Source organism: Nocardia sp. CDC160 (assembly GCF_035818795.1).
Classification (GTDB): domain Bacteria; phylum Actinomycetota; class Actinomycetes; order Mycobacteriales; family Mycobacteriaceae; genus Nocardia.
This window is the reverse complement of sequence record NZ_JAYKYT010000001.1, coordinates 1,131,741-1,156,931: the sequence shown is the minus strand read 5'-3', so window position 1 is coordinate 1,156,931 and position 25,191 is coordinate 1,131,741. Positions and strand designations below refer to the sequence as shown.

24 protein-coding genes, 4 tRNA genes and 1 pseudogene are annotated in these 25,191 nt (G+C 67.7%); 18 read left to right on the top strand and 11 right to left on the bottom strand.

Features of this window, described 5'->3' with window-relative positions; all coding sequences use genetic code 11:
- The first annotated feature begins 29 nt into the window (after positions 1-29).
- Entirely contained in the window at positions 30-1,235 is a 1,206-nt protein-coding gene (locus tag VMT40_RS05190; protein WP_326310188.1) for a cysteine desulfurase-like protein, read from the top strand.
- 14 nt (positions 1,236-1,249) lie between these two features.
- On the opposite strand, the gene VMT40_RS05185 is transcribed toward VMT40_RS05190, so the two are convergent.
- The gene (locus VMT40_RS05185; protein WP_326356784.1) at positions 1,250-2,236 is read right to left on the bottom strand and encodes an NAD(P)H-quinone oxidoreductase; all 987 of its coding nucleotides are present in this window, start codon (positions 2,234-2,236) and stop codon (positions 1,250-1,252) included.
- Between the two features lie 322 nt (positions 2,237-2,558).
- Between VMT40_RS05185 and VMT40_RS05180 the strand changes: the two genes are divergently transcribed.
- The 5 genes from VMT40_RS05180 (at position 2,559) to VMT40_RS05160 (ending at position 6,709) form a co-directional block, all read left to right on the top strand.
- Positions 2,559-3,737, top strand: coding sequence for a lactate 2-monooxygenase (locus VMT40_RS05180; RefSeq protein WP_326356783.1), 1,179 nt, complete (start codon positions 2,559-2,561; stop codon positions 3,735-3,737).
- 210 nt (positions 3,738-3,947) lie between these two features.
- Positions 3,948-4,382, top strand: a complete 435-nt coding sequence (locus VMT40_RS05175; RefSeq protein ID WP_326356782.1) for a MarR family winged helix-turn-helix transcriptional regulator — start codon at positions 3,948-3,950, stop codon at positions 4,380-4,382.
- Between the two features lie 64 nt (positions 4,383-4,446).
- A tRNA-Ser gene (locus VMT40_RS05170) sits at positions 4,447-4,534 on the top strand.
- 44 nt (positions 4,535-4,578) lie between these two features.
- Complete coding sequence (locus tag VMT40_RS05165) at positions 4,579-5,610, top strand: HoxN/HupN/NixA family nickel/cobalt transporter (RefSeq protein ID WP_326357203.1); 1,032 nt, start codon at positions 4,579-4,581, stop codon at positions 5,608-5,610.
- A gap of 52 nt (positions 5,611-5,662) precedes the next feature.
- Complete coding sequence (locus VMT40_RS05160; protein WP_326356781.1) at positions 5,663-6,709, top strand: alpha/beta hydrolase; 1,047 nt, start codon at positions 5,663-5,665, stop codon at positions 6,707-6,709.
- 34 nt (positions 6,710-6,743) lie between these two features.
- Here the strand turns inward: VMT40_RS05160 and hisC are convergent, their stop codons facing one another.
- The gene (gene hisC / locus VMT40_RS05155) at positions 6,744-7,823 is read right to left on the bottom strand and encodes a histidinol-phosphate transaminase (RefSeq protein WP_326356780.1); all 1,080 of its coding nucleotides are present in this window, start codon (positions 7,821-7,823) and stop codon (positions 6,744-6,746) included.
- Between the two features lie 168 nt (positions 7,824-7,991).
- On the opposite strand from hisC, the gene VMT40_RS05150 reads away from it, so the two are divergent.
- The 3 genes from VMT40_RS05150 to VMT40_RS05140 all read left to right on the top strand — a co-directional run bounded on the left by VMT40_RS05150 (position 7,992) and on the right by VMT40_RS05140 (position 8,971).
- Positions 7,992-8,684, top strand: coding sequence for a dienelactone hydrolase family protein (locus VMT40_RS05150; RefSeq protein ID WP_326356779.1), 693 nt, complete (start codon positions 7,992-7,994; stop codon positions 8,682-8,684).
- A gap of 88 nt (positions 8,685-8,772) precedes the next feature.
- A tRNA-Ser gene (locus tag VMT40_RS05145) sits at positions 8,773-8,862 on the top strand.
- Between the two features lie 36 nt (positions 8,863-8,898).
- Positions 8,899-8,971 (top strand) — tRNA-Arg (locus VMT40_RS05140).
- A 53-nt stretch (positions 8,972-9,024) separates the two neighbouring features.
- Here VMT40_RS05140 and VMT40_RS05135 read toward each other — a convergent pair.
- The 4 genes and pseudogenes from VMT40_RS05135 to VMT40_RS05120 all read right to left on the bottom strand — a co-directional run bounded on the left by VMT40_RS05135 (position 9,025) and on the right by VMT40_RS05120 (position 12,145).
- Positions 9,025-9,741 (bottom strand): maleylpyruvate isomerase family mycothiol-dependent enzyme, encoded by a 717-nt coding sequence (locus tag VMT40_RS05135; RefSeq protein WP_326356778.1) that lies wholly within the window; start codon positions 9,739-9,741, stop codon positions 9,025-9,027.
- A gap of 27 nt (positions 9,742-9,768) precedes the next feature.
- The gene (locus VMT40_RS05130; protein ID WP_326356777.1) at positions 9,769-10,428 is read right to left on the bottom strand and encodes a DUF998 domain-containing protein; all 660 of its coding nucleotides are present in this window, start codon (positions 10,426-10,428) and stop codon (positions 9,769-9,771) included.
- Positions 10,429-10,649: 221 nt separating this feature from the next.
- Positions 10,650-11,072, bottom strand: coding sequence for a very short patch repair endonuclease (locus VMT40_RS05125; protein ID WP_326356776.1), 423 nt, complete (start codon positions 11,070-11,072; stop codon positions 10,650-10,652).
- Positions 11,073-11,109: 37 nt separating this feature from the next.
- Positions 11,110-12,145 (bottom strand): annotated as a pseudogene (locus VMT40_RS05120) (DNA cytosine methyltransferase).
- Between the two features lie 275 nt (positions 12,146-12,420).
- Between VMT40_RS05120 and VMT40_RS05115 the strand changes: the two are divergent.
- Entirely contained in the window at positions 12,421-13,023 is a 603-nt protein-coding gene (locus VMT40_RS05115; protein ID WP_326310180.1) for a putative glycolipid-binding domain-containing protein, read from the top strand.
- Here VMT40_RS05115 and VMT40_RS05110 read toward each other — a convergent pair.
- On the bottom strand, positions 13,020-13,970 hold the full coding sequence (locus VMT40_RS05110) for a prephenate dehydrogenase (RefSeq protein ID WP_326356775.1): 951 nt from the start codon (positions 13,968-13,970) through the stop codon (positions 13,020-13,022). The two genes, VMT40_RS05115 and VMT40_RS05110, sit on opposite strands and share 4 nt — an antisense overlap.
- Before the next feature lie 58 nt (positions 13,971-14,028).
- Here VMT40_RS05110 and VMT40_RS05105 point away from each other — a divergent pair, with 58 nt between their 5' ends.
- From VMT40_RS05105 to VMT40_RS05095, 3 genes are all read left to right on the top strand, one after another.
- On the top strand, positions 14,029-14,568 hold the full coding sequence (locus VMT40_RS05105) for a tRNA adenosine deaminase-associated protein (RefSeq protein WP_326310182.1): 540 nt from the start codon (positions 14,029-14,031) through the stop codon (positions 14,566-14,568).
- 32 nt (positions 14,569-14,600) lie between these two features.
- Positions 14,601-15,062, top strand: coding sequence for a nucleoside deaminase (locus tag VMT40_RS05100; RefSeq protein WP_326357202.1), 462 nt, complete (start codon positions 14,601-14,603; stop codon positions 15,060-15,062).
- Positions 15,063-15,093: 31 nt separating this feature from the next.
- A tRNA-Ser gene (locus tag VMT40_RS05095) sits at positions 15,094-15,181 on the top strand.
- 57 nt (positions 15,182-15,238) lie between these two features.
- On the opposite strand, the gene VMT40_RS05090 is transcribed toward VMT40_RS05095, so the two are convergent.
- The 3 genes from VMT40_RS05090 to VMT40_RS05080 all read right to left on the bottom strand — a co-directional run bounded on the left by VMT40_RS05090 (position 15,239) and on the right by VMT40_RS05080 (position 16,428).
- Positions 15,239-15,535 carry a hypothetical protein gene (locus VMT40_RS05090; protein WP_326356774.1) on the bottom strand — a complete coding sequence of 99 codons (297 nt, stop codon included), beginning with the start codon at positions 15,533-15,535 and terminating at the stop codon, positions 15,239-15,241.
- Between the two features lie 32 nt (positions 15,536-15,567).
- Positions 15,568-15,738, bottom strand: coding sequence for a hypothetical protein (locus VMT40_RS05085; RefSeq protein WP_326356773.1), 171 nt, complete (start codon positions 15,736-15,738; stop codon positions 15,568-15,570).
- A 132-nt stretch (positions 15,739-15,870) separates the two neighbouring features.
- The gene (locus VMT40_RS05080) at positions 15,871-16,428 is read right to left on the bottom strand and encodes a TetR/AcrR family transcriptional regulator (protein WP_326356772.1); all 558 of its coding nucleotides are present in this window, start codon (positions 16,426-16,428) and stop codon (positions 15,871-15,873) included.
- A 94-nt stretch (positions 16,429-16,522) separates the two neighbouring features.
- On the opposite strand from VMT40_RS05080, the gene VMT40_RS05075 reads away from it, so the two are divergent.
- Positions 16,523-17,632: an FAD-dependent monooxygenase gene (locus VMT40_RS05075; RefSeq protein WP_326356771.1), complete on the top strand. Its 1,110-nt coding sequence runs from the start codon at positions 16,523-16,525 to the stop codon at positions 17,630-17,632.
- 60 nt (positions 17,633-17,692) lie between these two features.
- On the opposite strand, the gene VMT40_RS05070 is transcribed toward VMT40_RS05075, so the two are convergent.
- Entirely contained in the window at positions 17,693-20,026 is a 2,334-nt protein-coding gene (locus VMT40_RS05070) for an MMPL family transporter (RefSeq protein WP_326356770.1), read from the bottom strand.
- A gap of 238 nt (positions 20,027-20,264) precedes the next feature.
- Here VMT40_RS05070 and VMT40_RS05065 point away from each other — a divergent pair, with 238 nt between their 5' ends.
- From VMT40_RS05065 to VMT40_RS05050, 4 genes are read left to right on the top strand one after another with little or no spacing between them, the layout of a single operon-like run.
- A complete protein-coding gene (locus tag VMT40_RS05065; RefSeq protein ID WP_326356769.1) occupies positions 20,265-20,852 on the top strand; it encodes a TetR/AcrR family transcriptional regulator in 588 nt (195 codons plus the stop codon).
- A gap of 49 nt (positions 20,853-20,901) precedes the next feature.
- Positions 20,902-21,435: an RrF2 family transcriptional regulator gene (locus VMT40_RS05060; protein ID WP_326356768.1), complete on the top strand. Its 534-nt coding sequence runs from the start codon at positions 20,902-20,904 to the stop codon at positions 21,433-21,435.
- A gap of 58 nt (positions 21,436-21,493) precedes the next feature.
- Positions 21,494-23,227, top strand: a complete 1,734-nt coding sequence (locus VMT40_RS05055; RefSeq protein ID WP_326356767.1) for an ABC transporter ATP-binding protein — start codon at positions 21,494-21,496, stop codon at positions 23,225-23,227.
- On the top strand, positions 23,224-25,188 hold the full coding sequence (locus VMT40_RS05050; RefSeq protein WP_326356766.1) for an ABC transporter ATP-binding protein: 1,965 nt from the start codon (positions 23,224-23,226) through the stop codon (positions 25,186-25,188). The genes VMT40_RS05055 and VMT40_RS05050 overlap by 4 nt, the downstream gene beginning before the upstream one ends.
- The last annotated feature ends 3 nt before the right edge of the window (positions 25,189-25,191 follow it).

Genomic DNA, 25,191 nt, shown 5'->3' with positions numbered 1-25,191 from the left:
TTGTGCCCTCTCCCTTTAGAGTGGCCAGCATGACTTACGACGTCGCGAGGGTGCGGGGCCTTATACCGTCCCTGGGCGACGGCTGGATCCACCTCGACCCGCAAGCGGGCATGTTGGTCCCGGATTCGGTATCCCGGGCCGTCTCAACGGGTTTCCGGACCTCCGCCTTCTCGCACACCAACCGGCACGGTGCGGCCAAGCGCAGCGCCGCGATCCTGGAGGCCGCGCGCGAGGCCGTCGCCGATCTGGTCGGCGGCGACCCGGCGGGCGTGGTGCTCGGACCGGATCGCGCGGTCCTGCTGGCCTGGCTGGCCGAATCGCTGAGCTCCCGGCTGGGTCTGGGGACCGGGATCGTGCTGTCGCGCCTGGATGACGAGGCCAATGTCGCGCCGTGGCTGCGCATCGCGAATCGCTATGGCGCGCACGTGCGCTGGGCCGAGGTCGAGATCGAGACCTGCGAAATGCCCGCCTGGCAGTTCGAGGAACTGATCGGACCCACCGCCCGCCTGGTGGCGCTGACCGCCGCCTCACCCATCGTGGGCTCCGCGCCCGCGGTGCGCGTGGCCGCGGACCGGGTGCACGAGGTCGGCGGTTTACTGGTCGCCGACTGCTTCGGCGCCGCGCCCTACGCGCTCATCGACATCGACGAACTCAATGCCGACGTGATCGCGCTGAGCGCCCCCGCCTGGGGTGGCCCGCAGATCGGCGCGCTGGTCTTCCGCGATCCCGCGTTCCTGGACCGGATTCCGTCCATGTCGCTGAATCCCTATGCCAAGGGCGCGGAACGGCTCGAGGTGGGCGGGCACCAGTACGCGCTGCTGGCCGGGCTCACCACCTCCATCGACTATCTGGCCTCCCTCGACGAGCGCGCCAAGGGCACCCGCCGCGAACGGCTCGAGATGTCGATCACGTCCCTGCAGGACCACCACGATCAGCTCTTCGAGGATCTGATGGCGGTGCTGGACACCATCCCCAACCTGACCGTCATCGGCCGCGCCTCCACCCGCATCCCGACGGTGAGCTTCACCATCGCGGGCATGCAGGCGGAGAAGGTGTCCGCCAAGCTCGCCGACGCCCGCATCGGCACGCTCAGCGGATCCCACGGCGGCAGCCGCCTGCTCGACGCCCTGGGCGTCAATGACGAGGGCGGCGCGGTCACCATCGGACTCGCGCCCTACACAACGAGATTCGAGATCGAACAGCTGGGCAGGGCGCTCGCCGCACTGGAGACCTAACCGGTACCGCAGACCTAACCGATCTGCAGGATCACCTTGCCGACGGTCTCGTCGGAGTCGAGCAGGCGATGCGCCGCGGCGGCGTCGGTCACCGGAACCTCGGCCGACACCACCGGCACCACGGTGCCGTCGGAGATCAACGGCCACAGGTGGCGGCGCAGCTCGGTGATGATCTCCGCCTTGGACCCGCGCCCGTGCTCGGGCCGCCGCCGCAGATTCGTCGCGTGAATGGAACCCCGTTTGCCCAGCAGCACACCGAGATTCAATTCCGCCTTCACCCCGCCCTGCATTCCGATCACGACCAGGTGCCCGTCCTCGGCCAGCGCCTCGACATTGCGTTCCAGGTACGCCGCGCCCATCACGTCGAGAATGATGTCCGCGCCGGGGTATTCGCTGTGCAGCGTGGTCACGAAATCGTGTTCGCGGTAATTGATCAGCACGGTCGCGCCCAATTCCCGGCAGCGATCCAGCTTGAACTGTGAGCCCGCGGTGACCGCGACCCGCGCGCCCAGCGCCCGCGCCACCTGAATCGCGTGCGTGCCGATTCCGCTGCCGCCCCCGTGAATCAGCAGCAATTGCCCGCTGTGCAGGCCCGCCGTCATCACCAGATTGGACCAGACCGTGGCCGCCACCTCCGGCAGCGCGGCCGCCGCGGCCACATCCAGTCCCTCCGGTACGGGCAGCAGCTGCGTCGCGGGCGCGATGGCGCGCTCGGCGTAGCCGCCGCCGGACAGCAGCGCGCACACCCGATCGCCCGGCCGCCAATCCCGCACTCCCGGACCGACTTCCGCGACCACCCCGGACACCTCCAGGCCCAGGATCTCGCTGGCCCCGGGCGGCGGCGGGTAGAAACCCTGCCGCTGCAGCAGGTCCGCCCGATTCACCCCCGCGGCCACCACATCGATCGCCACTTCGCCCGGTCCGGGCGCGGGCAGATCCTCCACCTGCGCCCACTTCATGACCTCGGGCCCACCGAAACCGTCGAGCGTCACCGCATACATGAAAACGAGCGTACGACCGGACCCCACCGATTACTGTCAGGCCACCCTCGGTGTGGGCACAGCATTCCCTCAGCATCGGCCGTCACCGTGGGGTGAGGGATTCGAGAGGAGATTCCATGATCACCACCCTGGCCGTGCTGGGCGGCATGCTCATCCTGACCGCCATGGCCCTGTCCGGATTCGTCGCGGACGATGCTCCCCGCGCACTCGTCCGCGTCCGTAACCGCTGATCATTTCCCATTTGTAGCCGCGAAAGTTACGCCCGGGGAAAGTAACTTCGACCCCCTCCGCGCGCGGGTCGCAGGTACTACGGTTCCGGGGCATGGGCAGTTTCGTCGATTTCCAGAACGAGATCTATCTCTCCGGCCTCGCGGGCACCGTCCCGGCACTACCGATGACGGCGGCGGGCCTGGAAGAGCGGGCCCGGGAAGTGCTGGATCCGGCGGCCTTCGCCTACGTGGCGGGCAGTGCCTCCGCCGAGCGCACCGCGCAGGCCAATCTGGCCGCCTTCGAGAAATACCGTCTGCTGCCGCGCATGCTGCGTGGTGCGAGTGGGCCGGGGGCACGGGATCTTTCGGTCGAAGTGCTCGGAACGCATTTGGCCGCACCGATTCTCACGGCCCCGGTGGGTGTGCTCGGCCTGGTGCGCGAGCACGGCGAGGCGATCGTCGCCGAGGTGACCCGGGAACTGGGCATCGGCATGTGCCTGTCCACCGCCGCGTCCACCACCGTCGAGGAGGTCGGCGAGCGCGCGGGCGAATGGTGGTTCCAGCTCTACTGGCCCAACGATTCGGAACTCGCCCGCTCCTTCGTCGAGCGTGCCGAAAAGTCCGGGGCCAAGGCCATTGTCGTCACCGCCGACACTCCCAGCCTGGGCTGGCGGCCACGCGATCTGCAGCTCGGGCACCTGCCGTTCCTGCAGGGCAAGGGCATCGCCAACTACCTGTCCGACCCGGTCTTCCGCGCCAAGCTCACCGCCCCTCCCGAGGAGAGCGAGGAGGCGATGCGGGCCGCCGTCCTCACCTGGATCGGCCTCTTCGGCAATCACGCTCTGCGCCCGGCCGATATCGCCCGCCTGCGCGACTGGACCGAGTTACCCATCGCGGTGAAGGGCGTCCTGCACCCCGACGACGCCCGCCAGGTGGTGGACGCGGGCGCGGACGCGGTGGTGGTGAGCAATCACGGCGGCCGTCAGGTGGACGGCGCGATCGGCTCCCTCGACGCGCTGCCCACCATTGTCGCCACGGTCGGGGATCGCGCGGATGTGCTGTTCGACTCCGGGATTCGCACCGGCTCCGATGTCATGATCGCGCTTTCCCTGGGGGCCAAGGCCGTTCTCTACGGCCGCCCCTGGGTGTACGGTCTGGGCCTGGGCGGGGCCGACGGCGTGCGGCACGCGCTGCGCAGCCTGCTCGCGGATTTCGATGCGGCCATGGGGCTTTCGGGCTGTACCAGCCCGCAGGACCTGAGTCGCACCATGATCTCGTCGTATCGCGTTTAGTTCGGCCACGGTGGAGGAAAACTTCTGGGGGAATCGGCGCGCCGTTCGATCGCGTGGATTCAGCGGAGCTGTTCGTCCGGGCTCCCGAGCCGAGGAGGGGCGATCAAGTACCGTCATCACAACGAGTCGGGGACCATCGACGCCGACGGTCGGGCCGCGCCCGAACCACGGTGGCTCACCCCGGAGCAGCAGCGCGCCTGGCGGGCCTACATGGACGGCAGTCAGCGCCTCATGGCCGATCTCAACCGGCAGTTGCAGCGCGACAGCGACCTGTCCTTCGCCGACTACCGCATCCTGGTGAAACTGTCCGAGGCCCCCGGCCGCGCGCTGCGCATGAGCGATCTCGCCGACGGCGTGCTGTCCTCGCGCAGCCGCCTCACCCACCAGATCCGCCGCATGGAACTGCAGGGCATGGTCCGCCGCATCGCCGCCGAGGACGACGGGCGCGGCGTGCTGGCCCAGCTCACCGACGAGGGCATGCGCCGACTACGCGCCGCGGCGCCCGGCCACGTGGCCGCGGTCCGCCGCTTCTTCGTGGACCTGCTCACACCCCAGCAACTGGCCGCCGTGGCCACCGCCCTGGACCTGGTGAACCAGGCCGCCGACCACCGGGCCGGGGAGCCCGCGACCGCCGATCTGGAGTGAACCGCGCCCGCTCGCCGGAAGTGGGAGGCAGACCGCACGCGCCATCAGTTACCATCAAGCGCCTGGAAGCGTGGCAGAGCGGCCGAATGCACTCGCCTTGAAAGCGAGCGTCGCGAGAGCGACCGGGGGTTCAAATCCCTCCGCTTCCGCCAGTTCTTATCGACGATGGGGTGGTGGCGTGCGCGGTTGGCTCGGTATGGGTCTGGCCGTGCTCGTCCTGCACCTGCTCGGGTGGGGCATTCTGCTGCTGTTCGTGGTGCCCGGCGCGCACGTGGTGCAGGGCTCGGTCTTCGGCGTCGGCCTGGGGATCACCGCCTACACCCTCGGTATGCGGCACGCCTTCGACGCCGACCACATCGCCGCCATCGACAACACCACGCGAAAACTGGTGTCGGAGAACGGTCGTGCGAAGTCGCAGACCGTCGGATTCTGGTTCGCGCTCGGTCATTCCAGCATTGTGTTCGTCATGGTCGCGCTGCTCGCGTTCGGGGTGCGGGCGCTGGCCGGGTCGATCGAGGACGAGGGTTCGGGCCTGCACCGGTGGACCGGGCTGTGGGGGACCAGCGTCTCCGGCGGGTTCCTCATCGCCATCGGACTGTTGAATCTGGTGTCGCTGCTGGGCATTTGGCGGGTGTACCGGCGCATGCGCGGCGGCGACTTCGACGAGGCCTCGCTCGAGCGGGCGCTCGCGGATCGCGGCCTGCTCAACCGAATGCTCGGGCCCGTCGTGAAACTCGTGCGCAAGCCCTGGCAGATGTATCCGGTCGGACTGCTGTTCGGCCTCGGCTTCGACACCGTCACCGAGGTGGGCCTGCTGGTCATCGCGGGCGGCGCGGCCGCCACCGGACTGCCCTGGTACGCGATTCTGGTGCTGCCCCTGCTGTTTTCGGCCGGCATGGCGCTGTTCGACGCGCTCGACGGGGCGTTCATGAGCTACGCCTACGACTGGGCCTTCGCGCGGCCGGTCCGCAAGATCTACTACAACCTGGTGATCACCGGCCTGTCCGTGGCGGTGGCACTGCTCATCGGCGTGCAGGAGATCGTCTCGATCTTCGTCGAAAAGCTGTCCATCACCACGGGTTTCGTGGCCTGGATCGGGAATCTGGATCTGGGCAGCCTGGGCTATCTCATCGTCGGGCTGTTCGTGCTCACCTGGGCGGTGGCGCTGGCGGTGTGGCGCTTCACCGACATCGAAAGTCGCTGGGAGCGCGACCTCATCGCCGAGTGACCGGTTTCTCCGGCCCGCCGCCGGGCCGCGATTTTCTGGTAAATGTGGCTGAGTGGCCAGCCGCAGTGCACGTCGCCTCCTCGGTGCCCTCGCCGGTGCCATGGTGCTGGTCGGCGCGACCGTCGCCGAAGCCCCACTCGCCCTGACCGAACCACCCGTCGAGACCGGCTCCAACGAGCAGTCCGCTCCCGGCGTGGACCCGGTGCACCCCGCCCAGGCTCGCATCGAACGCGTGGAAGCCCTGTCCGGCAACCTCTTCGGCGTCGCCGTGGCCTCCCCGGCCATGGGCCGCACCGTGCAGTTGCAGGTGCTGCTCCCGACGCGCCGGGACGCGCCCCGGCCCACCGTCTACATGCTCGACGGCCGCAGCGCCGCGGCCGAGGTCAACAATTGGACCGCCCGCGGCGACGCGCTGCGCTTCTTCGCCGACAAGAACGTGAACGTGGTCTTCACCCTCGGCGGCCCCGCCAGCTACTACACCGATTGGCGGCGTAGCGATCCCAAGCTCGGCACCAATCGCTGGGAGACCTTCCTGACCCGCGAACTGCCGCCGCTCATCGACGCCCGCTTCGGCGGCGACGGCCGCAACGGCCTCGAGGGCGTCTCCATGGGTGCGGAGGCCGCCATGATGCTGGCCGTCCGCAATCCGGACGTGTATCGCGCGGTGGCGGCCCACAGCGGCTGCTACGCAATGAGTTCCGACTTCGGCCAGGCGCAGGCCCGCGCGGTGATCGGCACCTTCGGCGGCGATCCCGACAATATGTTCGGCCCCGCCGACGATCCGGAGTGGGCCGAACACGATGTGCTGGCCCGGGCGGAAGCCTTGCGCGGCAAGGCCGTCTACCTCTCCTCCGGCAGCGGTCTGCCCGGCGAGCATGACACCCCCGGCAACCCGGATCTGCGCAACGCGGTCCTGTTCGGCGGACCCATCGAGGCGGGCTCCGACATGTGCACCCGTCAATTGGCCGACAGGCTCACGCAATTGGGCATCCCGGCAACGGTGCACCGCCGACCCACCGGAACGCACTCCTGGCCCTACTGGGCCGACGAACTGCCCCGCTCCTGGCCGACGGTGGCCGCCGGACTCGGCCTCGAGTGACCCGCGAGCGCGAACCCGCGAATCGCCCGGCGCATCAGCCCAGGAAGCGCGCGAGGATCTCCGGATCGGTGGCGAAGCGCAGGAACGCGTCGTTCTCGTGCGGATCGCCCGCGGTGACGCGCACGCCATCGGTGCCGTAGGGCCGCAGGATCACCCCGGCCTCGGTGCTGGCGGCACCGTATTCGGCACTGCGCTCACCCAGCGGCAGCCACACGAAGTTGGAGTGGCTCACCGGCACCCGGTAACCCGCCGCGATCAGCGCCTCCCGCATGCGATCGCGTTCGGCCACCACCGCATCGGTGCGCTCGAGCAGTTCGTGCCGCGCCTCCAGCGAGGCGATGGCCGCCGCCTGCGCCACGCGGCTCACGCTGAAGGGGACATGCACCTTCATGAGCGCGGTGACCACCTCGGGCGCGCCCACCGCGTACCCGACGCGCAGCCCCGCCAGCCCGTACGCCTTCGAAAACGTGCGCAGCACCAGCACATTCGGTCGGGTGCGGCCCAGCTCGACGCCATTGGGGAAGTCCTCGGCGGGAATGCGCAGGTATTCGAAGTACGCCTCGTCGAGCACCACCAGCACGTCGCCGGGCACCCTGTCGAGGAATTCGACGATCTCGGCCCGCCCGCGCGCGGTACCGGTCGGATTGTTCGGGTTGCACACGAACACCACCCGGGTGTTCGGCGTGATGGCCGCCGCCAAAGCGTCCAGGTCATGGGCGAATTCGTCGTCCAGCGGCACCTGCACGGCCTTCGCGCCCGCCACCCGCGTGACGATCGGGTACGCCTCGAACGAGCGCCACGCGAACAACACCTCGTCCTCGGGACGGCGGCAGGTGATCTGCACCAGCTCCTGGCACAGCGCGACACTGCCGCACCCGGCCGCCACGTTCTCGATCTCGACACCGAGGAAATCGGCGAGGGCGCCGCGCAATTCGACGGCGTGGTTGTCCGGGTACCGGTTCGACAGTTCGACCGCCTCGGCAATCGCCTTGGACACCGACGGCAGCGGCGGGAAGGTGGTCTCGTTGCTGGCCAGCTTCACTGCGCCGGGGTGGGTTTTCCCGGCGACGTACGCCGGGATGGCATCGAGGTCCGGGCGAATGTGCGCACTCACCCCTCTACCCTAAGTCCCGCCCACTCCGGGTCGCCTCGGGGTGGCTCGCGATCGGCCCCCGGGATGCCGCCTCGCTTGCTCGAATGCTGCTCGGCCGGAATATCTCCGGAATACCGGACCGCCGGAAAGATTTATCGCGTTTTTACCTAGCGCAACTACAGTGGCCCTATGTCGGGCATCTATCGAGAACACGCCCCTGTGCACGACACGACCACGGTTCCGCTCACCGTGCTCGAACCCGAGGGACACGCCCGCGGCGGCATCGTGGTGTTGCACGAATCCCGTGAATTCACCGAGCCATTGCTGGAACTCATGCACTCGCTCGCCGCCGACGGCTGGACCGTCCTGGCCCCCGATCTCTTCCATCGACCCGCCAACGGCAACGCACCGGACCGCGTCTTCGGCGACGATCTCTTCGAGGACTTCGACGCCTGCTTCGACTGGCTCACCGCGCACGGCGTCTTCCGCGACTGCATCGGCGTCCTCGGCTTCGACTCCGCCGGTACCGCCGCCGCCCTGGTCGCCACCAACCGCCGTATCGGCGCGGCCGTCAGCGTCGCCGCCCCCGGCATCGAGAAACCCCTGACCCCGCAGGCCGTCGCCCTCCTCACCGCGGCCCCCGGCTTCAAGGCCCCCTGGCTCGGCCTCTTCGGCGAGGACGACCCCCTCACCCCGCCCGATCAGGTCGACCGCCTGCGCGAGGCCGCCGCCCGCGCCGACGTCGCCACCCTCGTCGTCACCTATCCGGGTCTGCACCACCGCCCCGACCATCCCGGCTTCGACCCCGCGGCCCTCGACGACATCTCCGTCCTCGACGCCCAGACCAGAATCTACGAATGGTTCGACTCCCACCTACGCTGACCAGCCGATTTGGCCTATTGGTCACCCGCTGTGTAATCTTCTGTCCCGGCGGTTCGAAAGGAACCGGCGCCCTCGAAGAGGGGCACCAGGAGGCGTGCCAGAGCGGCCGAATGGGACTCACTGCTAATGAGTTGTCCCTTCACGGGGACCGGAGGTTCAAATCCTCTCGCCTCCGCCACCACCCGGCACGCCGGGTGAACACATGAATAAGCCTGCGCCCGTAGCTCAACGGATAGAGCATCTGACTACGGATCAGAAGGTTGGGAGTTCGAGTCTCTCCGGGCGCGCTTTCAAGCTGAGGGCCCCACACCAAACGGTGTGGGGCCCTCAGCTTTTCGCGTTATTTCCAGGCGGCGAGGTTGGGGAGGGGGCCGGTGAGGTCGGTGCCGGGGGAGCGGCCGATCAGCCAGGCGGCGAGGGAGGTGGCGGGGCCGGAGATTGTGGTGGTGGGGGTGCCTACGGTGCCGGTGTAGTCGAGGTCGGTGGCCACGACTGTGAAGCCCGCGCCGTTCTCGGGTTTGACCTCGGTGACCGATTGGGTCAGGAGGCGGGTGGTGAAGTCGGGGGACCAGTCGGCGGGGGTGTAGTCGAGGGCCAGGTCGACGTGGTGGATTTCGACCTCGAGCAAGCGCATCCAGGGGATGCGGGTGGCGGGGATTTCGCCGCCCTGGCGGTTGCGGACGAGGGCGGGCCAGCGGTCGTCGGGCATGACGCGGGCGAGGGCGAGCCAGCGTTCGTGGGAGGCGGTGAGGTCCTCGAGTTGTTCGCGCAGCGGGCGGGGGGCGCCGGATTCGATGTCGGCCTCGCGCAGGTATTGGCTTGCGTACTGCGGGGTTTCGATGCCGGTGCGGGCCCACAGCAGCAGGTTGACCAGGCTGTCGGCATTGCGGGACAGGTGGGCCAGCACGTGGCCGCGGGTCCAGCCGGGGAGCAGGGAGGGCTCGACCAGGTCGGCATCCGTCAGGGCGGCGACCGCGGGGATCAGGCGGTCGGTCGCGGCGGCGACGGAGTCGAGCAGGGCGGCGGTGTCGGCGAGTTGTGGGGCGTCGCTGGTCACGAATTCGACCCTAACCGTTTCGGGCGGTCAGTGACCGGACGATGACGTGGTGTGCCGATGCTTGGCCGGGAGACCGGAATCGCGTTCGGCGACAACGATTTGGACCGCCAGCGCCACCAGCCACAGCGACATGGCCCCGACCTGGATGCGTTGCGCGATACCGAGACCGTAGTTGCCGGGCAGGTTGTCGGCGATCAACATCCAGGCCGTCACCGCGGAACCGATGATGAGAATCCACAGGCCGGTATGCCGCAGGATCGGCCAGCGCCGGTACTTGAACGCCGCCACGGTGAACGCGATCATCGCGATGTAGATGGAGAACACCGCCAGTGTGCTGGTCAGCGCGTGAATCTGATGCAGCTGCGGAAACAGCCCGGTATCCACATAGCGCTTGGGCCCGTCCGGATCGTCCGGCACGATGGGCCATTGCGCGTCCGCGATGGTGGCAGCGCCGAAGCAGGTCAGCGCCACCCAGCCGATGGTCGAATAGAGCCGCCGCGAGAACAGCAGCAGCCCACCCAGTCCCGCCACCACCAGCAGCGAGCCGGACACGGTGTCGCCGGTGGTGAACACCCACCGGAACGGCGCGCCCTTCTCGGCCAGCTGACTGAGGAACGTATTGGTGGGGTCGCTGTGGATGGGGAGGATGAACTCCAGAACCCAGGAGGAGTAACCGAATCCGGCCACGGCGATCAAGATCGCGATAAGCCATCGCAGCGCCCGTCGCCATCGCGGCTGGAGCGGTGGTGCGCTCGGAGCCGCCTCGGCTAGTTTCTGCTCGGTTGGCATTACCGCGCTCGCTTTCGCTGGCCTCGCTTACTCGTACTGCCCTGCCCGCAGTTGACCTGCCCGGACTGGTCGGCTGGTCCGGTCATAGGACCATTGTGGCCCATTCGGAAACATGGTTGTCACACCCCGCGCGCCAACGCCCCCAGCACCAGGTCGGCCGCCGATTCCACGTCCTGGTGTTCCCAGACCCGCACCACGGTCCATCCGGCCGCCGCCAGCCGGGCATCGGTATCCCGATCCCGCGCCACATTTCCCGCCAACTTCGCGGCCCACCACTCGGCATTGTTCTTCGGGTGGGTCGCATGCTCCGGGCAGCTGTGCCAGAAGCATCCATCCACGTACACCGCCACCTTCAACCGGGGAAACACCAGGTCGGCCCGCCGACGCAAGCCCGGCAGCGGTGCCCTGTCCACGAAGAACCGTTTTCCGCGCCGATGCAATTCCCGGCGCAACGCCATTTCCGGCTTCGTCCCGACCCGGCGCTGCCGGGCCAGGCGCGCACTGGTCGCGGCATCGGTCCCCGGTCGCCGCGCATCCGCCATCAGGCCATCCTGGCCACGCCTCGAATCCCGGGCAAGGTCAGGCCGCCTCGCGCGGCGCCCCGCCCATCCGCTCGAGATGGTTGGCGACATCGTCGAGGAAGCCCTCCGGAAAGCGCAGCGAACCCATCCGGAACCCGATGCACCACCCCGCGATGCCCCCACGCCGCCGTCGGCCAGCTGCGGCGGGTCAGCGGCTCGCCGTCCGGAACCGGATCATCGGACGGATGGGTGATCCGCTCGGCGATCCAGGACGCCATGCGCACGCTCACCGCATTGCCGACCAGCTTCCACCGATGCCCCTTGCGCACCCCCGGCACCGCCAAAGCCGGTGTGGTCCAATCCCGATCGAAGCCTTGCAGCCGCTCGGCGTCGGTGATTCCCGGCGTGACCAGCTCACCCGACGGCAGCCGCACCGCGGGTGGGCTCGCAATGCCAAGGGCCGAACCGCCTTTCAGCGTCGGCACCGCGTTCACCGCCCAGCCCAGGCCGCGGGTGCCCTCGGTCCAGTAGAAGCCGCACGGATCGTGCGCGGGATCGCCCACCTCGCGCGGTCCGGCGTCGGTCCCGAACAGCACCGGCCGCGGGTCCTCGGTGCGCGAGGCCAGCATGAGCACCCGCTCCCGGCGCTGCGGCAGCCCGAAGGCGCGCGCGTCCACGACCCGATAGGCCCAGGTGTAGCCGAGTTCGGTGAGCGCGTCGGTGATGTGCCGCATGGCCGCGCCGCCCCCGAGTTGCAGCATGAACGGCACATTTTCGATGAGCAGCCAGCGCGGGCCCTTCTTGCGTTTGACCAGCCGGAATACCTCGTCCACCAAACCCGAACGGGCGCCGGTGATTCCGGCCGTGCGTCCGGCCTGCGAGAGGTCCTGGCAGGGGAATCCCGCCGCGACCAGTTCGGTTCCCGACGGCAGGGCGCGCAGCTTGGTCACATCGGAATGCAAAGGCACATCCGGGAAGTGCGCCGCCAATACCGCCTGCGCCCCGGAGTCGATCTCGCACAGCAGTTCACTGCGCCACCCGTGCGCCGCGAGTCCTAGCTCCAGCCCGCCGATCCCGGCGAACAGGCCGACCATCCGCGCGCCCGTCACAACAGTCCCTTTCACCCCGGAGTCCCCGTGCCGCAGAGCACGTTACTCGAGTCGCCGCACCCCTATCGTGATCAACACCGTTCCACAGGTCCGTTCCAGAGCCTGCCGCTATCACTCGGGCGGGTGATCACCGTGCGACGGCGTGGGAAAACGCCGCGGACGGGCCCGCACCATTGCATGTTGATCACGATGTCGCGCGCGCACAGTGATACCGGCCGGGTAGCGCGGGCGCGAGCACACCTGCAACTACGGTTATAGGCGTGACGGATAACGGGAGTGAGGACGCCAAGCCGGGCGCACCGCGGTGGCCTGCCATTCTCACCTGGCGGTCGCACAACGCGTCGCGCATGGAATCGGTGCGGGTGGTGCTGAGCGGCAATCGGATTCGCGCCGCGGGCCGCATCATCGCCGGGGACTGCGACGATCACCCCGCCTTCAGCGCCTCCTACGACCTGGTCACCGACGAGTCCGGGGTCACCAAGCGACTGTCGCTGCGCAGCACCCTGGCCACCGGCGAACGTCACGCCTCCATCGCCCGCGACGAGGAGGACTACTGGCTCATCGACGCCGGAAACACCCACGTGCGCTCCACCTTCGGCGGTGCGCTGGACGTGGACGTGGTGTTGAGCCCGTTCTTCAACACCCTCCCCATCCGCCGCTACGGACTGGCCCACGCCAGCGAGGACGTCCAGGTCCCGGTCGTCTACGTGCGCCTGCCCGACCTGCTGGTCCAGGAAGCCAGCCTCACCTACAGCAGCGGCCCCGACGGCATCCACGTGCTCTCACCCGTCTCCAGCGCCACCGTCACCGTCGATGAGGACGGCTTCCTGCTCGACTACCCCGGCCTGGCCGAACGGATCTAGTCCAGCGAGTTGAGGACGCCGCCGGAGCGTCCGGCGTCGATGAGCTTGGTGAGCCAGTTGTGCTCGCCGGGGCTGACATCGGTGATGAACCAGCGCTCGGTGTCGTCGTAGTCGGTGCGGGCGTCGTGGCCCGCTTCCACCAGCTCGGTGATGGTGCCGTTGGCGCGCAGGCTGTTGCGGGCCTGGGTGAGGACCTCGAGGGTGTCGTCGAGGACGTCCAGCAGGGCCGCGGCGTTCGGTTCGCAGATGGCGCGGACCAGGTCGGGGGCGGTCGCCGCCACCCGGGTGCCGTCCCGGAAGGAGCCCGCCGCCAGGCCGAGGGCCAGCGCGCCGCCATTGGAACCCTCGATGGCCAGGGCCTCGGCCAGCACGTGGGGCAGATGCGAGATGCGCGCGACCGCGCGGTCGTGTTCCACGGCCAGCACCGGCACCACCACCGCGCCGCAGTCCAGCGCCAGCTGTGCGACACGCCGGAAGGGGTCGGCGCGCACACCCGGATCCACGCTGACCGCCCAGGCCGCGTTCTTGAACAGATCGGGAGCCGATGCCGCCCAACCGGATTCGCTGGTCCCGGCCATCGGGTGGCCGCCCACGTAGTGCTGGCCGAGCCCGTGGCGCTGCACGGCCGCGGCGACCGGGGCCTTCACGCTCACCACGTCGGTGAGCACACAGTCGGGTGCGAAGGTCTTCACGTCGGAGAGCACCGCGTCGATCGCGGGCATCGGCACGCCGACCACGATCAGCGCGTCGCGTTCGGCGGCCCGGGACAGCACCGCCTCCACATCGCTGATCACGTCGTATCCGTCCATGCGAGCGGCCTTCGCGCCGACCTCGGAGCGGTTGTAGCCGAACGCCTCGTACCCGGCCGCGGCGGCGGCGCGCAGCACCGATCCGCCGATCAAACCGGTACCCAGGACGCACACAGCTGGTTTCGGAGAGCCCGTCATGCGATCAGATTGGCATACGACTTCAACATTTCCCCCGAAGCGGACTACCGTTGCGGCCATGGCAGCACAGCGCTCGAGCACGAACAGGGCGGCGTCGGACGACTTCGACGACGTGGAAGGGTTCGCAGTGGCGGTTGTCCGCGAGGAAGCCAATTGGAAAGTGACGCCCCTGAGCGAGGCGGCACTGTCCAGTCTGTCCGCGGCCGAGCACGAGTTGCGCGCGCTGCGAAGTTCCGGCGCGACATTCGGCCTGCTCGATGTCGACGACGAATTCTTCATCATTCTGCGCCCGGGCCCGACCGGCAGCCGCATCCTGCTGTCGGACGCCACGGCCGCCATCGACTACGACATCGCCGCCGATGTCCTCGAGGAACTCAATATCGAGATCCCCGACATCGATCCCGACGAGCTCGACGACATCGAACCGTGGGAGGAGGGCGACCTCGGCGTGCTCGCCGACCTCGGCCTGCCCGAGCCGGTCCTGGCGGTCATCCTCGCCGAGACCGACCTCTACCCGGACGAGCAGCTCGGCATGATCGCCCAGCGTCTCGGCTTCGCCAACGAGCTCTCCGCGGTCCTGGACAAGCTCCCGCGTTGATCGGCGCCGGTTCGCTCGCTGCCGACGAAGCGATGATGCGGGCCGCGATCGAAGCCGCGCGTGCCGCCGACCCGCGCGACGTCCCCGTCGGCGCGGTCGTCTTCGACGCCGCGGGTCGCGAGCTGGCGCGCGCCGCCAATGCCCGTGAGGCCGTGGGCGATCCGACCGCCCACGCCGAAGTGCTGGCCCTGCGCGCGGCGGCCCAGGTGCTGGGTGACGGCTGGCGCCTGGAGGGCGCGACCCTCGCGGTCACCCTTGAGCCGTGCACCATGTGCGCTGGCGCGCTGGTCCTCTCCCGCGTCTCCCGCCTCGTCTTCGGCGCCTGGGAACCCAAGACCGGCGCGGTCGGCTCCCTCTGGGACGTGGTCCGTGACCGACGTCTCAATCACCGCCCCCAGGTCCGCGCGGGCGTCCTCGAACCCGAATGCGCCGCTCTCCTCGCCGATTTCTTCGATTCCCACCGCCCCCAACCCCCCTCTCCAGCCGATTTCTGATTCCTCGGGGTGCTCAGGTAAAGTCACCTGCGGTGGCGTGTCCGAGCGGCCTAAGGAGCACGCCTCGAAAGCGTGTGAGGGGTAACCCCCCTCCGAGGGTTCAAATCCCTCCGCCACCGCTGAGGAACCCCTCACCTGTTCACGCGGGTGAGGGGTTCTTTCTATTTCCCAACCGCTCAGGCGATTTCGTAGTGGAGGACCTTGTCGGGGCGGTCGAGGAGGTAGTGGTCGTCTTCGGGGTAGTAGACGGCGCGCTCGATGTCGGGGCCCGCGAAGCCTTCGATGGCGGCGTAGGAGTCCCAGAAGCTTAGGGTGATGATTTCGGCTCGGTCGTCGTCGATCCGGGTGAGCATCCAGGCACCCTGGTTCCCCGGAGTCTGTTTGTACTCCTTGATGCCGGTGTCCTGGATGTAGGCGACGTAGGGATCCAGGTCGGTCGCGCGGATCACCCCGCGCCAGATGCGAGCGATCATCTCGCCGATGGTAGCGCCGAATATCAAGGGCGCTAGCCACTGTGGCAGTTCGGGCATGGCGGCGGTGGTGGCTGGTGGCAGGCGTGGCAGATGCCGAAGGTGTCGGCCTGTGCCAGGCCCATTGTCAGCGGAACCGAGCCCGCTACCAGGGCACCGAAAATACTTGTCGCGGCCAGCATGGTGCCGAGTGACCGTCTGAACATCGCTCTCTCCTGATTCGAGACGAGGCTGAGCCAAATCGACTCATCTACAGACACGACTCACAGGCGAATCGGTTCACCGTTGGGTCCGGAGAAGGGTTCGGCTTATCCGGATCGCAAGGGTTGGTTAAGGGGTTAGGGGCGAAGGCCTTTCAGGAGGAGGTCGAGGACTCGGTTGATGGCTTCGGGGTAGGACTCGTCGGGGGTGGCGTAGATCTGGAGGGTCATCAGGCGGCCGATGTCTTCGGGGGTGACATCGGGGCGGAGGGTGCCGTCGGTGTGAGCCTGGGTGGTCAGGCGGGCTAGGCGGTCGGTGATGGTGGTGCGGACTTCGGTGAGGGTTGGGTCGGCCTTGATGTCGGCGTGGAGGGCGGGCTCGATGGCGGATGCTGTTGCGCCCAGGCGGATTTCGGCGCATTCGCGCAGGAGGCGGGACAGGGCGTGCCAGGCGTCGGGGGATTCGCGTTCGGCGGTGGCGGCCAGGTCGGAGAGGGCCGAGAGGTAGGAGTGGGCGGCGGCGGAGATCAGGGCGCCGCGGTCGGGGAAGCGGCGGTAGAGGGTGCCGACGCCGACACCGGCGGCATCGGCGATGTCCTTCATGGAGACATTGACGCCCTGCTCGCGGAAGACGACCTGGGCCGCGGCCAGGATCTGGTCGCGGTTGCTGCGGGCATCGGCCCTGAGCTCGGCCATGGAACTCTCCTCCGAAAACTGGACGAAAATCTTCCGCTTAGCCTAGCATTCGAGAAGTGGACGAAAATCGTCCAGTTGAGTCGAGGTGAGGACAATGAGCAAGAAGGCACTGATCTCCGGGGCCGGAATCGCGGGTTCGACGCTGGGATATTGGTTGGGGCGCAATGGCTTCGAGGTGACCATCGTCGAGCGGGCGAAGGCCCAGCGCTCCAGTGGGAATCCGATCGATGTGAAGGGCCCAGCCGTCGAGGTGGTCGAGGCCATGGGAGTGATGCCGAAACTGCGTGCGGTCGCGTCGCGGGTGGATCGGATGAGCTTCGTCGACACGGCCGGTCGGCGGCGATCGGGCTTGCGGCTCAGTGCCTTTCAAGGCGGGGCGGGTGCGCGGGAGGTGGAGGTCGCCCGTACCGACCTGGCCGCCATCCTGCTCGACTCGGCGCGGGATCGCGTCGAAATCCGCTGGGGCGATTCGATTTCCGATCTCACCCAGGACGCGGAGGGCGTGGACGTCGGCTTCGAGAGCGGTGCCACCGAGCGCTATGACTTCGTCATCGGGGCCGACGGCCTGCACTCGAATGTCCGTCGGCTGGCCTTCGGCGCGGAATCCGAATTCATCCACCACATGGGCATGTATGCCGCGACGCTGCCGGTCGACCGGGCCTTCGGCGACGAGACCGAGGTGGTCATGCTGAACCAGCCGGGCCGCGCGATCTCCGTCCATCCAGCGAAGGGAAAAGCGGTGGCGGCGTTCCTGTTCCGCCGCGCCGCGGTGCCCGGATTCGACCATCGCGACCTGTCCCAGCACAAGCGGCTGGTCGCCGAGGCCTACTCCGAGCCGCTCGACATCTTCGCCGATGTCCTCGACCAACTGAAGGCCGCCGACGACATCTACTTCGACTCGGTGAGCCGAATCAGCCTGCCGCACTGGTCCTCCGGCCGCATCGCCCTGCTCGGCGACGCCGGATCCTCACTGTCCCTTTTCGGCGACGGCTCCACCCTCGCCATCGCGGGCGCGCACACCCTGGCCGAGGAACTCACCCGCACGCCCGACCACCCCGAAACCGCCTTCGCCGCCTACGAACGCCGCCACCGCACCCTCGTCGAACCCAAACAGCGAGGCTTCCGCGCCGCCACCGCCCTCATGGTCCCGGCCTCCGCCGCAGGCATCGCGATCCGCAATACCGTCACCCGTTTCCTGCGATGACCGCGGAACGCACTCGGCCCCCACCCGAAATCGGGTGGGGGCCGAGGGTTTACGAGAGGGTCAGACCGTGACGGGCTGCCTGTCCTCGACGGGCGCCGAGGCCTCCTTCAACGCGGTGAGCTTGGAGCCCTCCACGTCGATGTCGGGGAGGATGCGGTCCAGCCACTTGGGCATCCACCAGGCCCACTTGCCCAGCAGCGCGAGCAGCGACGGGATCAGGACCATGCGGACGATGAAGGCGTCGAAGAAGACGCCAGCCGCCATGGCGAAGCCCATGGACTTGGCCACCACGTTGTCGTCGAGCATGAAGGCGCTGAACACCGAGATCATGATGACGGCGGCGGAGGTCACGACGCGCGCGCCGTGGTGGTAGCCGCTGATCATGGCGTCCTTGGCCGACTTGCCGTGCACGTACTCCTCGCGCATGCGGGTCACCAGGAATACCTGGTAGTCCATGGCGAGCCCGAATACCAAGCCGATCAACATGATCGGCAGGAAGCTCACCAGCGGGTGCGGCTCCACCAGGCCGAAGTGGCCCTCCTGGAAGATGAGCACCGTCGCGCCGAAGGTGGCCGCCATGGAGAGCAGGAAGCCCAGCGCGGCGGTCAGCGGCACGATGATCGAGCGGAACACCAACAGCAGCAGGATGAATGCCGCGCCCGCCACGATCGCCAGATACGGAATGATCTTGTTCAGCAGCGCCTGCGACACGTCCGCGTAGATGGCGGTGGTGCCGGTGATGCCGTACTCCATGCCGTACCGGTCCTTGAACTCGGACTCGGCGTCGCGGGCGTTCTTGACCAGGTCCTTGGTCTCCTGGTTGTTCGGCCCGGACTTGGGCACGCCGGTGAACATGGCGGCCTGCTGGTCCTGGCTCTTCATGGCGAAGGTCAGGTAGTCCATGCCCGGGTATCCGGCGAGCTTGGCGCGCAAGGCATCCAGGGCCTCGGCGCGCTGATTCTCCGGCGTCTTGCTGAGGTCGACGGCCACCATCAGGGTGCCGTTGGCGCCCTCGCCGAAGCCTGCGGTCTGCAGGTCGTAGGCCTTGCGGATGGTCTGGTGCTTGGGCATGGAGTCGCCGCCGGGCAGACCCAGCTGCAGATTCACCGCGGGCGCGGCCAAAAGCCCCAGCAGCACAACCGAAATGCCCAGCGTCAACGCCGGAGCCTTGCCGATGAGGCGGGCGAAGCGCATGCCATTGGTGACCGAGTGCTCGTCCTCGGGATCGTGCTGGGCGACCAGCGGCAGCTTCGGCTTGAACAGGAAGCGCCCGAACGCGCCCATCAGCGCGGGCATCAGGGTGACGGCCACCAGCACCGCCATGGCCGCGGAGACCGCGCCGAAAATGCCCATGTAGGTGAGGAAGCTGACGCCAACGAAGGACAGGCCCGCCAGCGCGATGATGACGGTCAGACCGGCGAAGATGACGGCCGAACCCGCGGTGCCGACCGCGGTGCCCGCGGCCTCCTCCGGCGAATTGGACACGGCCAGTTCATGTTTGTACCGCGAGACGATGAACATGGCGTAGTCGATGGACAGCGCCAGGCCGATCATGGAGGCCAGGATCGGGGTGAAGGTCGGCACGGTCAGGAAGTGGGTGCCGAACATGATGATGGAGATGGCGGTGCCCACGCCGATGAGCGCGGTGAGGATCGGCACGAAGGCCGCCACGATCGCGCCGAACGCGATCACCATGACCACCAGCGCCACCGCGATGCCGATCAGCTCGGAGGAGCCGTTGGAGCCGCCCGGATCCTGCGCGATGGAACCGGTGAGCTCCACCTGCAGCCCGGCCTGCCGCGCCTTGTCGCCGACCTTGTAGGCGGCGTCGCGATCGTCCTGCTTGATATCGGAGAACTTCGGAATCGTGTACTTGGCCTTGACCGTCGCCACCGAATCCGGACTGGTCTTGTTGAGCACGTTCAGCGGCGCGCTCGAGCAGATGGCGGCGAAGTTCGGGTTGGACCGATCGCCACCCAGGCAGTCGATGCCCGCGGGCTCACCGATCTTCTTGGTGACCTCGATCGGGTTGGCGGGCACGGACTTCGGGTCCGACTTGTCCACGATCGACAACGCGTCCAAGTCCTGGAGGAACCCGGCCAGCGCCGCCGCGTTCGCGGGGTCGGTGAGCTTCTGGCCCTCGGGCGCGGCGATCACGTAGGTGCCGGTGACGGCATTGGGATCGAAGTCCTTGGACATGCCCGGGAAATGCTGGTCGAGGATTTCCGTGGCCCGCTCCGACGGCAGGTTGGGCATGGTGAAGGAGTCTTGGAACGGCTTGGCGAGGGAACCGCCGAGGCCGCCGATGACGAGCAACGCGGCGATCCACGCCGAGATGACTATCCATTTCCGGCGGAAGGCGAACTTTCCCCACCGATAGAGGTATACGGACACGAGGGGTTCTCCTGGCGAATGGTTACGGGCGAAACAGGGTGCTGGTTGCGCTGGCGCGTAGACAGGCACTGCCGCCGGGAGCCTCGGCCCCCCGCCTCCACGAAAACTAAATCTGCCTACCGTGCGGTAGGTAGACTACCGAGCGATTAAGTGGAGGAACAACCTCGACTCTAGGTGGCGTAGATCGCACTCCGAGCGCGGTTGGAGGACCGGTCCGCACGGGTGAGAGGATGAGACCATGGGCGCCCCAGTCGTTTCCGGAACAGTTGTCGCAGGTAGAAGCACCAAGGATGCGATTCGCGAGGCGGCTCTACAGCTTTTTTCGACCAAAGGGTTCGACCACAGCAGTTTGCGCGAGGTCGCCGATGCGGTCGGAATCACAAAAGCGTCGCTCTACTATCACTACGCCTCGAAGGTCGATCTGCTCGTCGCCATCATCGAGCCGATGTTCGACGAGGTGCGTACACAGGTCGAGGGTCTCGCCGATATTCCGCACACCCCCGAGAACGTGGAACGCGTGATTCGCGAGCGTCTGCGCTCGACGCTGGCCAATCGACAGGTTGGTGCGCTGTGCATGCGCGACACCGTGGCCATCGTGAACGCCCTCGGCAATCGCTATCCGGACCTGATCGAATTGCATCACCGGACCTGCCGGTGGCTGGCCGGGCCGGACGCCGATGCCGACACCCTGCTGCGTGCCACGGCCGCCATGCAGGTGCTGAGCACCGCGATGATGTCCCAGGAGATCGTGCCGGACACCGATATCGCCCATGTCGAGGAGACGCTGTTGAATGCCGCACTCGGCGTACTGAATCCGAAGCGATAGGGTTTTCCTTTACCCCGCCCGAATCGAATGCCGCGAGTCAGGAGTTCCCGTGCACATCACCGCGAAGGTCGATTACGCGGTGCGCACACTCGTGGAAATCGCGAAGGCGCAACCGGATTCGGTGAAGGCCGACGCCATTGTGGCCGCCCAGGACATTCCGCCCAAGGTCTTGGAATCGGTGGTCTCGGATCTGCGCAAGGGCGGATTGGTGACCAGCCGCCGCGGTCCGGACGGCGGTTATCGGTTGGCGCGCGCGGCCGCGGAGATCAGCGTCGCGGATGTGATTCGCGCGGTGGAGGGTCCGCTGGCCTCGGTGCGCGGGCAGCGGCCCGAGGATGTCGGCTATCCGGGTGCGGCCGAACCGCTGCAGCGGGTGTGGATCGGGCTGCGGGTGAATATTCGCTCGGTGCTCGAGCGGGTCACCATCGCCGATATCGCGCACGATCTGCTGCCGTCCTTCCTCGACGAACTGCTGCGCGACCCGGACGCCTGGACCCGCCGCCCGAACGGCGGCCCGGTCGCGACCCCGCACCGCGGCGAGGTCGCCGTGGAGTGGCAGGACTTGGACCAGCCCGATATTTGAGCACCGTGCCGAAAACGTGAGGGCGGCGCTCCGGTTTCGGCGGTAGCCTGCCAACATCATGTTGATCCGACTTCTACGCACCTTCCTCTGGCCCTATCGCTCCCAATTGGCCGGGGTCGTCGTGCTCCAGCTGATCTCGGTCATCGCCACGCTGTATCTGCCCACCCTGAACGCCCACATCATCGACAACGGCGTCGTCACGGGCGATATCGGCTACATCTGGACCACCGGCGGCTGGATGCTGTTCTATGCCGCTATTCAGATCGTCGCCAACGCCGCTTCGGTGTATCTGGGCTCCCAGGCCGCCATGGGCGCGGGCCGCGATATGCGCTCGGCCCTGCTGCACCGGGTCGGCACCTTCTCCGCGCGTGAGGTCGGGGTGTTCGGCGCGCCGTCGCTCATCACGCGCAATACCAATGACGTCGGTCAGGTGCAGCTGCTCATCCTCATGAGCGCCACCATCCTGGTCATGGCCCCCATCATGTGCGTCGGCGGCATTTTCATGGCGCTGCGTGAGAGCCTGCAGTTGTCGTGGCTGCTGCTGATCGCGGTGCCTGTGCTCGCCCTGACCATGGCCTTCATCATCAGCCGCATGGTGCCGGGTTTCCGGCGTATGCAGGTGCGCATCGATGTGGTGAACCGGGTGCTGCGCGAACAGATCACGGGTATTCGCGTGGTGCGCGCGTTCGTGCGGGAGCGGCAGGAGACCTGGCGTTTCGGGGTCGCCAATACCGACCTGACCGCGCAGTCGCTCTACGTCGGCAAGTACATGGCGCTCATGTTCCCCGCGGTCATGCTGATCTCCAATGTGACCACGGTCGGCGTCATCTGGTTCGGCGGCCACGCCATCGACGATGGCAAGATGCAGATCGGTTCGCTCACCGCGATGCTGACCTACATCATGTATATCCTCATGGCGGTCATGATGGCCTCCTTCCTGGCCATGATGGCTCCGCGCGCCGCGGTCTCGGCCGAGCGCATCGGCGGGGTGCTCGACACCGAGTCCTCGGTGGCCGAACCGCGCCTGCCGCAACAGTTCAAGGGCGATGCCGCCACGGTGGACCTGCAGTTCGCGGAGTTCAAGTTCCCGGGCGCGGAGAAGCCGGTGCTGCGGGCCATCCGATTCCAGACCGCGCCCGGCACCACCACCGCCATCGTGGGCGCGACCGGTTCGGGCAAGACCACGCTGATCAACTTGATTCCCCGGCTCATCGACGTCACCGACGGCGCGATCTATGTGGGTGGCACCGATGTGCGACACCTCCCGCTGGAGACGCTGCGCTCGCAGATCGGCCTGGTGCCGCAGAAGGCGTATCTGTTCTCCGGCACCGTGGCCTCGAACCTGCGCTACGGCAAGCCGGACGCGACCGACGAGGAACTCTGGCGTGCACTGGAGATCGCGCAGGCCGCCGACTTCGTGCGGGAGATGCCCCAGGGCCTGGAAACGCCGGTGGCACAGGGTGGTACGACTGTCTCCGGCGGTCAGCGCCAGCGCCTGGCCATTGCCCGCGCGCTGGTCCGCAGGCCGCGGGTCTACCTGTTCGACGACTGTTTCTCCGCCCTCGACGTGGCCACCGACATGCGGGTGCGCGAGGCGCTGCGGCCGGAGACCGCCGACGCGTCGGTGATTATTGTGGCGCAACGGATCTCGACGATTCGCGACGCCGATCAGATCGTGGTGCTCGAGGACGGCGCGATGGCCGGTATCGGCACCCACGACCAATTGCTGCGGGACTGTCCCGAGTACCGCGAGATCGTGGAGTCGCAGTTCAGCGCGGAGGAGGTGCGATGAGGCCCGGAGCCGTCAATCCCGGTGCGCCGGACGCGAAGGCGAAGTCCTTCGGCCCGTCGCTGAAGCGCCTGCTGCGCATGCTGGCACCCGAGCGGTTCTATCTGATCGTCGTTTTCCTGCTGGCCGTCGGCTCGGTCGTGTTGAACACGCTGGGTCCGCAGATTCTCGGCAAGGCCACCAACATCATCTTCGACGGTGTGGTCGGCAAGATGATGTCCCCGGGGCTGAGCAAGGACCAGAAGGTCGAGGAGTTGCGCCAGGCCGGCAACGGCAACTTCGCCGACATGCTGGCCAACATGAACGTGATTCCCGGTGTGGGAGTCGATTTCGTCGCGGTCGGCCATGTGCTGGCCTGGGTGCTGGCGCTCTATATCGGTGCCTCGGTGTTCGGCTGGCTGGAGGCCCAGCTGCTGATCATCGTGATCAACCGGACCGTCAAGCGGCTGCGCGCGCAGATCGAGGACAAGCTGCACCGGCTGCCGCTGCGCTATTTCGACTCCGTGCCGCGCGGCGATGTGCTCTCCCGCGTCACCAATGACGTCGACAATATGGCACAGACGTTGCAGCAGACCATGTCCCAGCTGATCATCAATGTGCTGTCGGTGATCGGCATCCTGATCATGATGTTCTGGATCTCGTGGCTGCTCGCGCTGATCGCCTTGCTCACAGTGCCTTTGGCCATCATCGTGACCGCGCAGATCGCCAAGCGCTCCAAGCCGCACTTCGTGGACCAGTGGAAGTTCACCGGCGAGGTCAACGCCCAGGTCGAGGAGGCCTTCACCGGGCACGAGGTGGTCAGCGCCTTCGGTCGTGTGCGCGAGGTCGGCGAGCGCTTCGACGAGACCAACGACAAGCTCTACAACGCCTCGTTCAAGTCGCAGTTCATCTCCGGGCTGATCATGCCCGCCATCATGTTCCTCGGGAACCTGAACTACGTGCTGATCGCCGTGGTCGGTGGCCTGCGGGTGGCGTCGGGTCAGCTGTCGCTGGGTGAGGTGCAGGCGTTCATCCAGTACTCGCGGGGATTCACCCAGCCGCTCACCCAGATCGGCTCGATGATGAACATGCTGCAGTCGGGTGTGGCCTCGGCCGAGCGCATCTTCGAGATCCTCGACGCCGAGGAGCAGTCGCCGGACCCGGAGGAGGATACGCGGCCGCTGGATCGCGGCCGGGTCGCCTTCGAGGACGTGTCCTTCCGCTACGAGCCGGAGACGCCGGTCATCGAGAACCTCTCGCTGGTGGCCGAACCCGGGCACGTGGTGGCCATTGTCGGGCCGACCGGCGCGGGCAAGACCACGCTGGTCAATCTGCTCATGCGGTTCTACGAGGTGGATTCCGGCGCGATCACCATCGACGGTGTCGACATCACCCGCATCAGCCGCGATCGCCTGCGCTCGCGCATGGGCATGGTGTTGCAGGACACCTGGCTGTTCGGCGGGACGATTCGCGAGAACATCGCCTACGGCCGCATCGACGCCACCGAGGAGGAGATCCTCGAGGCCGCCCGCGCCGCCTACGTGGATCGGTTCGTGCATGCCCTGCCGATGGGCTACGACACCGTCATCGACGAGGAGGGCTCCGGCGTCAGCGCCGGTGAGAAGCAGCTCATCACCATCGCTCGCGCGTTCCTGGCCAAGCCGTCGATCCTGATCCTGGACGAGGCCACCAGCTCGGTCGACACCCGCACCGAGTTGCTGGTGCAGCACGCCATGGCGGCGCTGCGCCGGGACCGCACGAGTTTCGTGATCGCGCACCGGCTTTCGACGATTCGTGATGCCGACACCATCGTGGTGATGGAGAAGGGCAAGATCGTCGAGCAGGGCACTCACGAGACGCTGCTGCGCGAGCGGGGCGCGTACTACCGGCTCTACAGCGCGCAGTTCGCCGCGGCGCTCACCGACGGCGAGGGCAACAATGTGGACGATCCCGAGCCGGACGCGGTGGGTGCGGGAAAGGCCTGATTC